12 protein-coding genes are annotated in these 14,269 nt (G+C 35.3%); 5 read left to right on the top strand and 7 right to left on the bottom strand.

What is annotated here, in order from left to right; genetic code table 11:
• Positions 1-2: 2 nt before the first annotated feature.
• The 4 genes from lepA to ACMAZI_RS03290 all read right to left on the bottom strand — a co-directional run bounded on the left by lepA (position 3) and on the right by ACMAZI_RS03290 (position 5,627).
• Positions 3-1,823 (bottom strand): translation elongation factor 4, encoded by a 1,821-nt coding sequence (lepA, locus tag ACMAZI_RS03305; protein WP_133296895.1) that lies wholly within the window; start codon positions 1,821-1,823, stop codon positions 3-5.
• Between the two features lie 96 nt (positions 1,824-1,919).
• Positions 1,920-3,158 (bottom strand): HAMP domain-containing protein, encoded by a 1,239-nt coding sequence (locus tag ACMAZI_RS03300; protein ID WP_114705608.1) that lies wholly within the window; start codon positions 3,156-3,158, stop codon positions 1,920-1,922.
• A 12-nt stretch (positions 3,159-3,170) separates the two neighbouring features.
• The gene (locus tag ACMAZI_RS03295) at positions 3,171-3,866 is read right to left on the bottom strand and encodes a potassium channel family protein (protein ID WP_114705609.1); all 696 of its coding nucleotides are present in this window, start codon (positions 3,864-3,866) and stop codon (positions 3,171-3,173) included.
• A gap of 30 nt (positions 3,867-3,896) precedes the next feature.
• Positions 3,897-5,627 (bottom strand): TrkH family potassium uptake protein, encoded by a 1,731-nt coding sequence (locus ACMAZI_RS03290; protein ID WP_158536751.1) that lies wholly within the window; start codon positions 5,625-5,627, stop codon positions 3,897-3,899.
• 65 nt (positions 5,628-5,692) lie between these two features.
• Here ACMAZI_RS03290 and ACMAZI_RS03285 point away from each other — a divergent pair, with 65 nt between their 5' ends.
• From ACMAZI_RS03285 to ACMAZI_RS03275, 3 genes are all read left to right on the top strand, one after another.
• Positions 5,693-6,850: a class I SAM-dependent RNA methyltransferase gene (locus ACMAZI_RS03285; RefSeq protein WP_412473772.1), complete on the top strand. Its 1,158-nt coding sequence runs from the start codon at positions 5,693-5,695 to the stop codon at positions 6,848-6,850.
• A gap of 87 nt (positions 6,851-6,937) precedes the next feature.
• A complete protein-coding gene (locus ACMAZI_RS03280) occupies positions 6,938-7,741 on the top strand; it encodes a tetratricopeptide repeat protein (RefSeq protein ID WP_114705612.1) in 804 nt (267 codons plus the stop codon).
• A gap of 11 nt (positions 7,742-7,752) precedes the next feature.
• Complete coding sequence (locus tag ACMAZI_RS03275) at positions 7,753-8,889, top strand: helix-turn-helix domain-containing protein (protein ID WP_114705613.1); 1,137 nt, start codon at positions 7,753-7,755, stop codon at positions 8,887-8,889.
• Positions 8,890-8,914: 25 nt separating this feature from the next.
• On the opposite strand, the gene ACMAZI_RS03270 is transcribed toward ACMAZI_RS03275, so the two are convergent.
• Entirely contained in the window at positions 8,915-10,093 is a 1,179-nt protein-coding gene (locus ACMAZI_RS03270; RefSeq protein WP_334678010.1) for an LptF/LptG family permease, read from the bottom strand.
• Between the two features lie 99 nt (positions 10,094-10,192).
• Here ACMAZI_RS03270 and ACMAZI_RS03265 point away from each other — a divergent pair, with 99 nt between their 5' ends.
• Together ACMAZI_RS03265 and ACMAZI_RS03260 are read left to right on the top strand one after the other, a co-directional pair.
• Positions 10,193-11,701: a leucyl aminopeptidase gene (locus ACMAZI_RS03265; RefSeq protein ID WP_120405393.1), complete on the top strand. Its 1,509-nt coding sequence runs from the start codon at positions 10,193-10,195 to the stop codon at positions 11,699-11,701.
• Between the two features lie 9 nt (positions 11,702-11,710).
• Positions 11,711-12,187 (top strand): tRNA (cytidine(34)-2'-O)-methyltransferase, encoded by a 477-nt coding sequence (locus ACMAZI_RS03260; protein ID WP_412473773.1) that lies wholly within the window; start codon positions 11,711-11,713, stop codon positions 12,185-12,187.
• Here the strand turns inward: ACMAZI_RS03260 and ACMAZI_RS03255 are convergent.
• Entirely contained in the window at positions 12,184-13,179 is a 996-nt protein-coding gene (locus ACMAZI_RS03255; protein WP_412473774.1) for a hypothetical protein, read from the bottom strand. The two genes, ACMAZI_RS03260 and ACMAZI_RS03255, sit on opposite strands and share 4 nt — an antisense overlap.
• Before the next feature lie 90 nt (positions 13,180-13,269).
• The gene (locus tag ACMAZI_RS03250; RefSeq protein WP_412473775.1) at positions 13,270-14,259 is read right to left on the bottom strand and encodes a hypothetical protein; all 990 of its coding nucleotides are present in this window, start codon (positions 14,257-14,259) and stop codon (positions 13,270-13,272) included.
• Positions 14,260-14,269: the final 10 nt, after the last annotated feature.

Raw genomic sequence — 14,269 nt, 5'->3', positions numbered from 1 at the left:
TTTTATTTTTTCCCACCAGCATCTTCATCAGTTGAAAGAACAGCAAGGAATGCTTCTTGAGGTACTTCAACAGAACCTACCATCTTCATTCTCTTTTTCCCTTCTTTCTGTTTCTCTAAAAGTTTTCTCTTTCTTGAAACGTCACCACCATAACATTTTGCAAGAACGTTCTTACGAAGAGCTTTAACCGTTTCACGAGCAACAATTTTAGCACCAATAGCTGCCTGTATGGCAATATCAAACTGCTGACGATCAATGATTTTTCTTAGACGCCCAACTAGATCACGTCCTTTGTAGTAAGCATTATCTTGGTGACAAATGATTGATAGTGCATCGACTTTCTCACCATTTAGAAGAACATCAACTTTTACAAGCTTAGAGGCAGCATAGTCCTTAAACTCGTAATCCATTGAAGCATAACCTTTAGTATAACTTTTTAGTTTATCGTAGAAGTCGTAAACCATCTCACTTAAAGGAAGATCATAAGTAACTTGAACTCTCTCTTCAGTGATATATTTCATATCAGTTTGAATTCCACGCTTCTCTTCACATAGACGAATAATTTTTCCAACAAACTCATTTGGTACGTGAATAGCGATTGAAACCATTGGCTCAGTAATTTCTTCAAAAGTTCCTGGCTCAGGCATTGTTGATGGGTTTTCAACGTCAACAATTTCACCATCAAGCATTTTTACTTTATAAGACACAGAAGGTGCAGTTGAAATTAGATTTAAACTAAACTCACGCTCTAATCTTTCTTGAATAATATTCATGTGAAGAAGGCCAAGGAATCCACAACGGAAACCAAAACCTAGGGCCTGAGAAGTTTCAGGCTCATATGTGAAAGATGAATCATTAAGGGCAAGCTTCTCAAGTGCATCTTTTAAAATTTCATAATCAGTTGAATCAACAGGGAAAATACCACAGAAAACCATTGGTTTTACTTCTTCGTATCCACCTAAACTTGGCGTATCTTTCGCTTTGGCATTAACAACAGTATCTCCAACCTTTACGTCACGGATGTTCTTAATACCACAGATAACCATACCTACTTCACCAGCACCCAGCTCTTTTACCTCAGTGAAAAATGGTGTGTTAACAGCAAGCTTTAAGACTTCATATTCTTGATCTGAATTTTTCAGATAAATTTTATCTTTCTTTGAAAGTTTTCCTTCAACAACTCTTAGCAAGAAGATAACTCCTTGATATGGATCAAACCATGAATCAAAGATCAGTCCCTGAAGTGGTGCATCTGGATTCCCTTTTGGAGAAGGGATTTTTGCAACAATTGACTCTAGTAAGTCCTCTACACCAAGACCTGACTTAGCAGATACTTCATCTGCTTCTAAAGCTTCGATCCCAACAACGTCTTCAATCTCCTGCTTTACACGGTCAGCATCTGCGTGAGGAAGATCGATCTTATTAAGAACAGGCATGATCTCGAGATCATTTTCAATGGCCATATAAACATTTGCAAGTGTTTGTGCTTCTACACCTTGAGATGCATCCACGACAAGAAGTGCACCATCACATGATGCAAGTGAGCGCGATACTTCATAAGAGAAGTCAACGTGACCTGGAGTATCGATGATATTCAGATAGTAAGTTTGACCATCGCGAGCTACATAATTAAGACGAACCGTTTGGGCCTTAATTGTAATACCACGCTCTTTTTCAAGCTCCATATTATCAAGAATTCGATCTGACTTTTCTCTGTCAGTAATGGAACCTGTCTTTTCAATTAAACGATCCGCAAGGGTCGACTTCCCGTGGTCAATATGGGCAATAATAGAAAAGTTTCTAATAAATTTACTATCGATCATTGTAACTATAACTCCGCTAAATTCCACGAATCATAGCATAGATTTTTAAGGATAACTATTATATTAGAGGGGTTTTGGGCCCAGGCGTCATAAATTTTATGATGCCTGAACCTCTTTAGTCATAACCATAAGGTAATAATCTAGTGACGACTCGCGTCCACGAATAGGTATTACAGAAGCATAACCTTCGTAAACGTATTCAATAACTTCTTCGACTTCTTCACTTTGCTCAGCAGCATCTGCTTCATCACCTTCGATATCAACCTTTACTGAAATCTTATCACCAACTTCTTTATCTGATTTTTTAGTTTCATCACGTTTAGCAATCTTAATCTCTTGGTTTTCAATCTTCGATCGACGCTTAATGGCAAGTTCATAAGTTTCAATAATGCACTGTGGAATAATCGAATCAGTCATAACCTTACCAATCGTATCCTCAGACTGAACTTGTAGGAGTTGATAAATCTGATTATTCATATACATCAGCTCCCCTTTTGCATTTGCTAAGAGAACTGGCCTTTTAACCATATTGGCCAAAACATCAAACTTTCTATTTTCAACGACAATCTTATCTGCTCTTAATTCTTCAAACTTTTTGAATGAGTGAATCATTTTATTCATCTCTTGAGCAATCTCACCAATTTCATCGTCTTGAGAATAATAAATGGAAACATCAAAGTTACAATCCTGTAGCTCTCGAATTGCATCCTTAATTTTCTTAAACGGTAAGGCGATCTTTCCTGGGATGACCAGACCTAAAATAATTGTCCAAAGAAAAGCAATAATTAAAGTAATCATCATCTTACGCTTTGTCTCGTTGATGATACTTTTGATCTTCTCTTCTCTTTCTACATTTTGATAATATTGAATATCTTGAAACTCAGAAAATGCATCTAGAATTTTATCGGCCAGCTCCCCAATAGAGGTCATACCAATATTATTTCGATGAAATAATGAAGCTTTACTTAAGATAACCTTCAATGAGTCAGTATAAGATAACATCTGACCAATGATCTTCTTCACCTCTGGCTCATCGTAGTGAGCATCAAGTCTTTGCAGTTGCGAAGTAAATGATTCACAAAGGTTTAAAATTCTTTCCACCATCTCTGGTGTCGGCTTCTTCGTTAGAATTCTTCGTTGATTTTTTAATATTTGAACCGCAGAAATTCTAACCTCATCAGTAATAAGTGTTACTTTATTAGAGCGATCAGTAATTGATTCAATCTCTTTATTCAAATTATTTAAATGATAGAACACGATAAACGCAAGAAGTATGACCACTGCTGCGGCCAATGAGAAACTTGTTGCGACTCGGTTTCTTAATGATAAATTCAAAATTATTCCCCTTTATGCGTCTTCTAAATCCGCAAAAAGCTTATTAAAATTCTTCTCACTACCTACCAGAACAACGATGTCATCTGACTCGATAATATCCATCGGCATCGGACAATCGTTAATCTCCATACGATAAGCAGACTTACCGTCTTCAGTGATATATGGAACTTTCTTTTGAAGAGCGACAATATTGAGTGAGTAATTCTGACGAATCTTACTTTCAACAAGTGTCTTTCCTTCAAATTTCTTTCCTAACTTAAGTTCGACAATAGAATAACCAGCAGCAAAGTTATAACGTTGAAGAACGTGAGGTGCGATGATTTTTGAAGCGACAATCTCCCCCATCTCCTCTTCAACCTTAATAATTTCAGAGGCCCCAATTTCATGCAAAACGTGCTCATGTAGTTTTGAAGTGGCACGAGCAATAACTCGACCAACACCCAGTTTACGAAGCATTGTTACGGCCATAATTGACATTTGAATATTATCCCCAATGGCAACTACCGCTGTATCAACATCGGAAATATTTACTGAACGTAGAGATCTTTCGTCTGTTACATCAAGTGAAACAGCGTGAGTTGTACGGTCTTTAATCTTATCAACTAATTCATCATTCTTATCAATTGCAATAACTTCTGCGCCTTTTTCAAAAAGACCAACAGCAGTTTTTGCTCCGAATGTTCCTAGCCCAATTACAGCTACTAGCATGTATATTCCTTTATTCTAATAAATTCTATTTTAACCAATCATTATTCTTCCGTCAGGATAGTCTAATTTACCTGAGTATTTCTGTCTTTCACCAATTGCTAAAATTAATGTTAATGGACCAATACGTCCAATTAGCATGAGAAATGAAATTGCCAATTTCCCTGCCATTGTTAAAAACGGTGTAACACCTAAAGTAAGCCCGACTGTCCCACCAGCACTTAGTACTTCAAAAAATAAAGGTAAGAAGTTTTGGTTTGGTTCAATTTTCATCATAATAAAGATGAAAGCTGTTGATACAACAATTGATATAAACATCAGGGCCGTTGCACGAACAACAACTGGACCAGCAATCTTACGATCAAACATCATAACGTTCTTATCACCTTTAAGTGTCGATATAATTGATTGAACAAGAATTGCAAGAGTTGTGGTCTTAACCCCACCAGCAGTTGAACCAGGCGATCCACCAATGAACATAAACATGGCCATCATATATATTGTATATGAATGTAAGTTTGTTAGTGGAATTGTATTAAATCCAGCAGTTCTTAATGTCACAGACTGGAAAGTTGCAATCTGGATTTTTTCCCAAAGATTGTAACCATCTAGTGCTCCAAGGAATTCTCCAAAGAAAATAAAGATAGCACCACCAACAGTTAAGGCAAAAGAAGTAATTAGAACAACTTTTGTGTGCATTCCAAGACGGACAATTGTCTTTTCTCGAGTCACAACTTGTTTAAGTTCCTTTAGTGCAATAAATCCAATCCCACCTAAGGTAATCAAGATTGAAATCGTCCCATGGATAAGAGGATTCGTTGCATAATTTTCTAATGAGTTATCAAAGAGAGCAAATCCAGCATTACAAAATGCCGAAATACTGTGGAAAAACCCATTATATAAAGCATCTCCAAATTCAAATCCTTCAAATGTGAAACCAATCGTTAAAATGATGGCACCCCATAATTCGATAATGAATGTGTATTTAACAATACTAATAATCATGGCCACAAGTTCTTCTAAAGATGAAACATCTAAAAGGTCTTGCATGATGATACGATCCTTCATTTTTAAAGATCGCCCTAGCACGATGGCCATAGAAGAATATAAAGTCATGATGGATAGACCACCAATTTGAATGAGTCCTAGAATTATAAACTGCCCAAACATACTAAAGCTTGTTTTAGTACTAAGAGTGGCCAGTCCCGTAACACAAGTAGCTGAAGTTGCCGTAAATAGCGCATCGACAAAACTAATCGAATTACCATCAGCAGCGGCCATTGGAAGCATTAATAAGAATGTACCAACTAAGATAACTCCACCAAAGGTAAAGAGAACCCACTGGGCAGACGTTAGTTTTATCTTATTCTTTATTGCTTCAAAGCGATTAGCATAAACCCGAGGGGCCTGTTCTCCCCCATCATCATATAAAGATAAAATTGTTGATAGCAAGTGAGCACTTGCGAGTAAATATGTAAACTCAACATCTCCCCATGTAATTAAACAGGGAATGAAAACTAAAAGGGAGAAGACGTAGCGCCTAAAGAAGTCCTCTCCGTTTTTTGATTCAATAATATTTTTTAAAACAGTAAGAGCAATAGCAATAGGAACAACCCAGACCATGAGGTCTAGAGTGTTAGTGATAAACTTTTGATTCCAAGTAGCCGGTATCTTCTTATTACTATATAAGGTGTATAAGAGGATAAAACTTCCATTAAAAAAAAGTTCAAACAAGAATGACAATTTTTGTAATAATGATGCCATATTATTTAATAATATTACTAATTTAGCTAAGTTGATACTTATAGCAGATTGAGACATATTTTCCTATGAAGAAAAGAACGAAACCCAACAAATCACTCAAGTTTCAAAAGTTTGATGTGAATTTTAAAGTCGAACATATCGACTCTATTGGACAAGGTGTTTCAAAACTCGAAGACAAAATAACTTTTATTCAAAAATGCCTCCCCAATGAAGAGGGTGTCGCTGAAGTCTATAAAGCAAAAAAGAATATTCAATTTGCAAAGCTAAAGCATATTGATAAAGCTTCTCCAATTAGAGAAGAATCCAAGTGTCCCTATTTCAACGAATGTGGTGGATGTCACTTCCTACACACTAGTTACGACGATGAACTAGAATTTAAAAGACAAGCATTCCTGGATAATTTTTCACGTCAGTATAAGATTGATTTATCTCAATTTCTCAAGGTTCATAAGGCAAGTGAAAGGTATGAATATCGTAATCGTATTCAACTTCACTATAATAAGAAGACTAATTCGCTAGGTTTTTTCAATGAGGACAATACTAAAATCATCTCTATTGAAAAATGTCTCATGGCCAATGAAAATGTAAACAATGCCCTATTCTCTCTTAAAGAAAATTGGCAAAAAGAAGCAAATAGACCCAAAGGGCATGTCGAAATTTTTGAAAGAGATGGTAAAGTCTTAAAAACATATGACTCAAGATATTCTGCTCAAGGATTCTTACAAGTTAATCCACCAATGAATCAGAGACTTCTCGATCTTATTGAAGGGCACATGAGACAGTTTACAGACTCGAACTCAACAACTGTCGATCTATTTGGTGGAAATGGTAATTTAACAAAATCACTAAACCATAGAAGTATTGTTATTGATGCAACACCAGCTAAGTATATAATGCTTCAAAACCAAAAGACTCAAGAATATCATGAAGTTGATATTTACAACTCATCAGCAATAGAACAGTTAAAGAAATTGAATGTTGAAGAGGTCGATCTCTTAGTAATAGACCCTCCCAGAAGTGGCCTGAAGAATATCGATGAATACACTAAGTTATTTAAACCAAAATATATCATTTACGTAAGCTGTAACAATCAAACTCTTGCTCGAGATACTGCAAAAATTTTAGCAGAATATGATGTCCAAGAGGCCCATCTATTTGACTTTTTCCCAGGTACCCGACACTTTGAATCGGTTAATATTTTTAAACATAGGAAAGCTTTGTAAGTTCTTAGATTAACGTTGTAAAGAATCGTTAAAACAATTACAATTAAAGTAGTCTAACCACGATAACTATTAACATTTGGCGTATTTATGAGAAAAAGAAATTCCCTACTTTTCATTGTAATTAGTTTAGTTTTTCTGATGACTTCATGTTCATCAGGACAAAAAGATAATTCAGATAAAAAAGCAGAACTTTTTTATACATATGGAACTCAAAAAATGATTGATCAGGAATACTCTCAAGCATTAGAAGCTTTAGAAAATGCCAATCAATTAAAACCAAATGATACCAAAACTCTTAACAACCTTGGACTAGCCTACTTCTTCAAAGATCGTCCAGAAAAGGCAAAGAGATTAATTCTTAAAGCAATTGAAATTGATCCAAAAAATTCTGATGCAAGAAATAATCTTGCTTCAATCTATTTTAAAGAAGGAAAGATTGATTTAGCTGAGAAGCAATACAAGGAAGTTTTAAAAGATCTAGTCTATCGCTACACATACAGAGTTAAGTACAACCTTTCATTAATTGAACTTAAAAGAGGAAATAAGCAAAAGGCCAAGGATTACCTAAAAGAAGTACTGGGCTACACACTAGACTATTGTCCTGCCCCTTATCAACTAGGTATTCTGTTACATGAAGAAGGTAAGATTGCTGAAGCAATTAAAAACTTTAATATTGCTAAGACTGGAAAGTGTAAAGACCAACCAGCAGCATATTTTGAGTTAGGAAAAGTTTATCAAACACTAGGTGAAGAAGAGAAAGCAATTGCTGAATTTAATCACATTATTGAAGCATTCCCTCGCACACAATACGCCAAGAGAAGTTTAAAATTTAAAAATAAATTAATGAAAAAAATCTATTATTCAAAGAAAAATAAGAATAACAATCTTTAAAAAGGCGTTATATGGAACAGGATGTTGCAAAAGAAGCCCAGACAAATGAAGAGATGAATAGAGATACTTTAGGCTCTTATCTCAAAAAAGCCAGAGAAGAGAAGAAGCTAGGAATTGAAGCTGTCTCAAGTCATACACGTATTAATATCACAAACCTTTCTGCACTAGAAGCTGATGATGTTAATCGTCTACCAAATATTGCGTACGTACGTGGCTTTGTTAAAACTCTTTCTAAGACTTATGATATCGACGAAAATAAGGCCATTAATCTTCTTGAAGAATTATATGGCCAATCATCAAGTAGTAGTAAACAACAATTAGAAGCAGAAGACTTTCCTCAAGCACAAGTTGAAAGGAAACAAGACTTAAAACCAAAGAGTTTTGAGTTCTCTGACTCATTAAAATATAAAGTTATTAGTCTCGTTGGTTTAATTTCAATTGGTATTTTTATCTATATCAATATCAATAAGAGTAAAGAGGTCGATTCTCAAGATACTTCCAAAGAAGTTGTCCTTAAAACTAAGGCAATTGAAACAACACAAGAGCCGCCGGTAGAAGAAACTCCTCAAGAAGAAACTCAAGTTGCTCAAGAAGAGACTGCGGCCGTTGAAGCTAATGTTGAAGAGAAAGAAGAAGTTGCTGCTGTTGAAACAAAGGTCCCAGAAGAAGAAAAAACGACTGAGAAAAAAGAAGAAGCGCCAAAAGAAATAAACTTCTACAACTTACCTTCTCCTCTTTTTGGATTTAAAGAAATTTCAGATGAAGAAAGAAATGAGTTAATTCCTGAAAACATAAGAAACTCTTACGAAGACGATATGCAAAATGTCTTTTTGAGATCAACTTCAGGTGATTCTTGGGTTGTTTACAAAAAAGATGATGAGCCTATAAAAGCATTTACACTTAAAGAAGGTAGATATGTTTTTATAAAAGGCCAACGCGTGATTGTTAGACTTGGGAATATCAATGCTATGCACGTATTTTATAATAATGATCTACTTGGTATGACATCTCGTTCAGGTGTAAAAAGTTTAGTTTTTCCTGTAGAAATTGCAAAAGAATATAAGCTACCACTATTCATATTTAATAAAGACGGATCATTTCAAACATCTAAAGAATATATTGAAGCTCAAAAGAAGTCTGAAGAGTAATCTTCAGGCTTTTTCATTAACTCTCCTAAGAATTCCAATCTAGCTTTTTATAAAATCTCATTCCTATAAATGCTGTGATAATAGCAGGTGTGAATAGAATAAATGGAATGGCCACATCTGATTTCTTGGCCAATGAAATACCTGAAAAATATAGGCCATAGTAAAAAATCGTAATAAATAAGGCCATAGCACTAGTATTCTTAGTTGCACCACGCCCTTTCTTAACTCCAAAGACGAAACCTAATAGAGCAAAGACCACACATTGAATCGGAACAGTGAAGCGTCCCCAGTACTCAATATAGCCCTTTCTTAAGTCACTTGAGAGATTATTACGAGCTCTCTTATTCTCTGTCTTATTGCGCTTATTCTTTAGCTTACGAAGATGTCTTCTAAGTTCTGTTGAAGACATCATACTTGCTTTATTCACTGACTTAACCGAAAAGCTTGAAACAATTGGATATTCATATTTTTCAAATAGAATCTTTTCGACTTCATTACCATCTTTATCTAAGGTGACAATACTTCCATCATAGAAATCAAATTGAATATTCATCGATTGAGCAGCATCAGACTTTGGCTTATTTAAAATTCCCTTTTTTGCCATAATAAGCTTATCAACATCTTTATTAGAAGTGATTTTAAGAAAGACACCATCTAATATCTTCCCATCGTCTTGCACATCTTCAGCAAAGAGAATAACTCCTGGAATATCTGTAAAGAACTGCTCCTTCTTAATGTCTGTCAGAACACCCTTTGAGCCAAGTTGACGAAACTCATTTCTAAAGATCTTCTTAGAGGTCGGTACTAAATTCGTATTTAATACGACAACGGAACAAGCTATGAGAATAGAGATAATAAAATAAGGAAAGAATATTCGATGCTTATTTATTCCCATCGATCTTAATGCAACAATCTCACTATCTTCACTTAATTTATTGAGTGTGTAGATCATGGCAAATAGGATTGATAAAGGAGTGGCCATTGGAATAAAACTCATAGAGATGTGGCCCAAGATCTCCATAAACTGCATTATACTTACGCCTTTCTTAGTTACAACTCTCATAAATCTAAATAGTTGGGTTGTTAAAAGGAAGGCCACAAAGAATGTTAGACTCATTGCAAAAGGGACAATAAAGTTTGACGCAAGATATCTTTGAAATATCTTATTTGGAATTAGGTCTTTAATGCGAGCAAACTGATTCATGAACACCCTTGCCGACTATTGTCATTCTTTGTCTTTTTGTATACTTACTGTTAGTTTATACCCTCTTAATTCACTTTGAAACCCCTTTAAGGAGCAAATATGAAATTCACTTTGAATTTAAACACTAAAGAAGTTTCAAGTGCTGATTGTTATGTTATCGGTGCTTACTCAAAAACAGAAACTAAAGGTAAAAAAGATGTATCAACTGTTGTTCTAACAGGTTGGCCAAAAGAGCTAAAAGCGACTTTTGAATCAATGAATAGTTCAGCTGATTACACAGGATCAAAAGGTTCAACTTATTCATTCAACCATTATGGAAGTGATGTTCTAGTTATTGGCCTTGGTGACAAAACAAAAGTTACAACAGAAGACATTAGAAAAGAATTAGCAAAAGCATACAAAGCAGTTTCAAAATATAAGAAAGTAGCTGTTGCATTTGATACTTTCACTTTTAAATCTAAAAAAGAAGAATCTCTAGCAATTCTTGTTGAAGCATTTGAGATGACTGCTTATAAATTTGATAAGTATCTTTCAAAGTCAGAGTCTGCAAAATTAGAAGAAGTTATTCTTGATTCAGCAGATAAGGGAACTAAGAAAAAAGCTTTCCAAAAAGCAATCAAAGACGCTCAGCATGTAGCTGAATCAGTTAACGTTGCACGTGACTTTGTAAACGAGCCACCAAATGTTCTTCGCTCTACAGCATATGCAAAAATGGTTCAAAAAGATGTAAAAGATATCCCAGGTGTAAAATGTAAAATCATGGGTAGAAAAGAACTACAAAAAGAGAATATGAACTTATTCCTCTCTGTAAATGATGGTTCTGCTTACGATGCTCAACTTGTACACCTAACTTACACTCCATCAAAAACTACTAAAAACACGAAGCATATCGCTTTCGTTGGTAAAGGACTTGTTTTTGATACTGGTGGATATTCACTTAAGCCAGGTGGATCAATGATGAATATGAAGTTTGATATGGCCGGTTCTGCAACAGTATTTGCTGCATTCAGAGCTGCTGCACTTATGAAGCTTCCAGTAAAAATCACTTGTATCCTTGGTATGACTGATAATGCTGTAAACTCAAAAGCAACGATGCCAGATGCAATTGTAAAAGCAAGAAATGGTAAAACAGTTGAAATTTTAAATACAGATGCTGAAGGCCGTTTAGTTATGGCAGACTGTCTAGACTATGCATGTGACCTTAAGCCAGATGCACTAATTGATGCTGCAACTCTTACAGGTGCTTGTCTAGTTGCTCTAGGAACAGAAGTTTGTGGTCTAATGTCTAACGATGACAAATTAGCAAATAATCTTCTAAAAGCATCTAAGTCAGCTGATGAATATATGTGGCAACTTCCAATTATCCCAGAATGGCAAAAAGATATGAAAGGAACAATTTCAGATCTTAAAAATATTGGTGGATCACGTTTTGGTGGAACTGCAAAAGCAGCAGCTTTCCTTCAAGAGTTCATTAAGAACGATGTAGCTTGGGCACACCTTGATATCGCAGGTGTTGGTGATTCTCAATCTCACCTACCATACTGTCCATCTAAAGGTGCATCTGGTGTAATCGTAAGATCACTAGTTGAATTCCTAAAGCAGAACTAAGAATTTAAAGTGAGTAAAGACGCAATTTTTAATATTGTTCTATACGCGCCTGATATTCCCGGTAATACCGGGAGTATTGGGCGCACATGTATTGCCCTTGGAGCAAGACTTGTTTTAATTAAGCCCTATGGCTTTGATCTATCTGAAAAAGCAGTTAGACGAGCTGGACTTGATTATTGGAAGCATGTTGATGTTGCTGAATATGAAAACTGGGATGAGTTCTACCAAAAAGAGTCCCCTAAAGATGAAGACCTCTTCTTCTATACAAAGACAGCAAAAAAAAATCACTTCTATGGACGTGGTTATACTAAAGGGTGTTATCTTGTTTTTGGTTCTGAAACAAAGGGATTACCAAAGCATATCTTTGAAACTTTCCCCAATCGCCTATTTTGTCTTCCAATGTTCTCAGAACATGTTAGATCACTAAACCTTTCTAATGTTGCTACAGCAGTAGCTTATGAAGCATTAAGAAATATCTCTTATTAGAAAGCGTAACCTGCATCAACTGTAAATTTAAATAAGTCGATATCATTTGAATTTCCAGAGATGATGATGTCTCCACTAATCAACTTCTCAAATCCAAAAGTTACATCAAGGCCATCTTCACGATAGCCAAAATCAAAACTTAACAGCTGGCTTGATACCTCAGCATTATTTAACTCGATCTTTTGTATTCGAAAACCAGGTGTTAGATAAATGAATTTCGTTATTAAATATTCGAAGTCAAAAGAGAAATCATAGCGATTATAGTCTCCACTTTCATAACCTCCATCACCATATTCATACTCCAAATCAGTATCAAATTCCATATTGTGAAAACGTCTTGTTCCACCAATAAAAACTTCCATACGATCACCACGAGAAAGTTCAAGGCTCTTAGTTTTAAAACTTATTCCAGCTTCAAAAGAGAGAACTTCATCTAAATAGCCTGTTCCAAACGTTATATCAGAATAATAACCATGTTGATCTGATCTAGGCTTAACGTATTTGTAAGCACCTGCAAAAACGATTCTTTCATAATTAAAAGTAGTGGATGCCTCAACTTCGTAACGATTAAAGTTTTTCTTATTACCTAGGTTTGAATCATTTTCTAAATTTCGATAGCCCAAACCAAAAGAGAACATATCAATAGGCCTAAAGCCTAAGAGCAATGTTGCCTCTCGACGATAACCAACTTCAGTAAGTATAGGTTCTGTTTCTCCAAAGCTTGCATTTTCACTATATCCGAATTCAACAGAAAGCCACCTATTAGCGAAAGCTCCATTAATATCAAAGTCAGATGAGTCTAGATCATCAATTCCTTCAATTTCAGCATCATAACCAAATGTGGCCACATCAAGATATGAGCGTCTTTCGTTTGCCACCGCCATGGATGAAGAATTACGAGTTTTCATATCTTTTGAGACTTCTGGCATAACGCGATTAGCGAAAACACTTAATTGCGTAAGAACTAAAAAACTTAAAATCTTTTTACTCATAATCCTTCCTTAAGATATTAATTCCATCTTAAGGCATAAAAAAAGGGAGGCATAGCCTCCCCAATCTTAATTTTTATTATTTTATACTTGTTAAAATAAGTAGGCGATATTTAGACCAAGTCCTAAACCATCGTAATCAATATCATTCTTCTCGCTTACAAAGATATAATCCACGGCCAAGGTAGCATCTAAATTATCTCTGCGATAACCAAAATCATTTCCAATTTTTACTAACGAAGTATCTTCTGAAGTACCTGGCGCGTTACTAGAATCATACGCTAGTCCAGGTGTTAAATAGAAGTTATTCGATACTAAGAATTCTGCTTCAATTTCAAACTCTAAAGAAGTGTAATTATTTCCATCTGTCGTATTACCATCATCTTTAAAATAATTTCCAAAACCAAACTTAAAGCTTCCATCTACTTCAACACTTCCAATTAACTTAGTCATATTACTAAAGATAGAAAAACGTTTACCTCTTGTAAGATCATCAGAGCCTTCAGTCATCAACTGGACTCCGGCTTCAACGATATCGTTCTTTTCTTTTTGTCCCATACCTGCCGTAAGAATAAAATATCCACCATCTAAGCTTGTTTCATCAACTTCACGGTATGCAATAGAGCCTCCGAATACAACTCCATCAAACATAAGAGTTCCACCAGCTTCTACTTTCTTAGCATCAACGCCCAGTTCATACTCATCTTGCAGATATCCGAGTCCAAGAGTCATTTTATTACTTAAACGATAACCTAATAATAAAGATGAAAGATCACTACTTGATTGAGTAACTCCTAATTCAGACTTTGCAAACTGCGTTTCTAATTGAGCTGAGAAGTCACTTGTTGAAAAAGAACCAAAAGCACCTGGCGTAGTTATATCGTAATCAGTATTACTTCCACCATCCTCTTTAAGGTCGCTATAATCATATGTTAATCCAGCAAAGCTTCGAGAATCTCTAGAGACGGCCAAGACTGATGAATTAAGAGTTTTTCCATCACGAGACATTTCAGGTAAGAAGAAATTCGCCTCTGTTTGAAGGGCCATTATTAATAGTGCACTTAGAATAAAAATATATTTCAAAATATCCCCC

Source organism: Halobacteriovorax sp. YZS-3-1 (assembly GCF_047084945.1).
In the GTDB taxonomy this organism is placed as follows: Bacteria; Bdellovibrionota; Bacteriovoracia; order Bacteriovoracales; family Bacteriovoracaceae; genus Halobacteriovorax_A; species Halobacteriovorax_A vibrionivorans.
This window is presented reverse-complemented; position numbering and strand designations above follow the sequence as displayed.

Excerpts from the sequence above, each read along its gene's own strand:
- ACMAZI_RS03295 (WP_114705609.1), bottom strand. The coding sequence starts at position 3,866 with ATGCTAGTAGCTGTAATTGGGCTAGGAACATTCGGAGCAAAAACTGCT.
- ACMAZI_RS03280 (WP_114705612.1), top strand. The coding sequence starts at position 6,938 with ATGAGAAAAAGAAATTCCCTACTTTTCATTGTAATTAGTTTAGTTTTT.
- ACMAZI_RS03285 (WP_412473772.1), top strand. The coding sequence starts at position 5,693 with ATGAAGAAAAGAACGAAACCCAACAAATCACTCAAGTTTCAAAAGTTT.
- ACMAZI_RS03275 (WP_114705613.1), top strand. The coding sequence starts at position 7,753 with ATGGAACAGGATGTTGCAAAAGAAGCCCAGACAAATGAAGAGATGAAT.
- ACMAZI_RS03270 (WP_334678010.1), bottom strand. The coding sequence starts at position 10,093 with ATGAATCAGTTTGCTCGCATTAAAGACCTAATTCCAAATAAGATATTT.
- ACMAZI_RS03265 (WP_120405393.1), top strand. The coding sequence starts at position 10,193 with ATGAAATTCACTTTGAATTTAAACACTAAAGAAGTTTCAAGTGCTGAT.
- lepA (WP_133296895.1), bottom strand. The coding sequence starts at position 1,823 with ATGATCGATAGTAAATTTATTAGAAACTTTTCTATTATTGCCCATATT.
- ACMAZI_RS03255 (WP_412473774.1), bottom strand. The coding sequence starts at position 13,179 with ATGAGTAAAAAGATTTTAAGTTTTTTAGTTCTTACGCAATTAAGTGTT.
- ACMAZI_RS03290 (WP_158536751.1), bottom strand. The coding sequence starts at position 5,627 with ATGGCATCATTATTACAAAAATTGTCATTCTTGTTTGAACTTTTTTTT.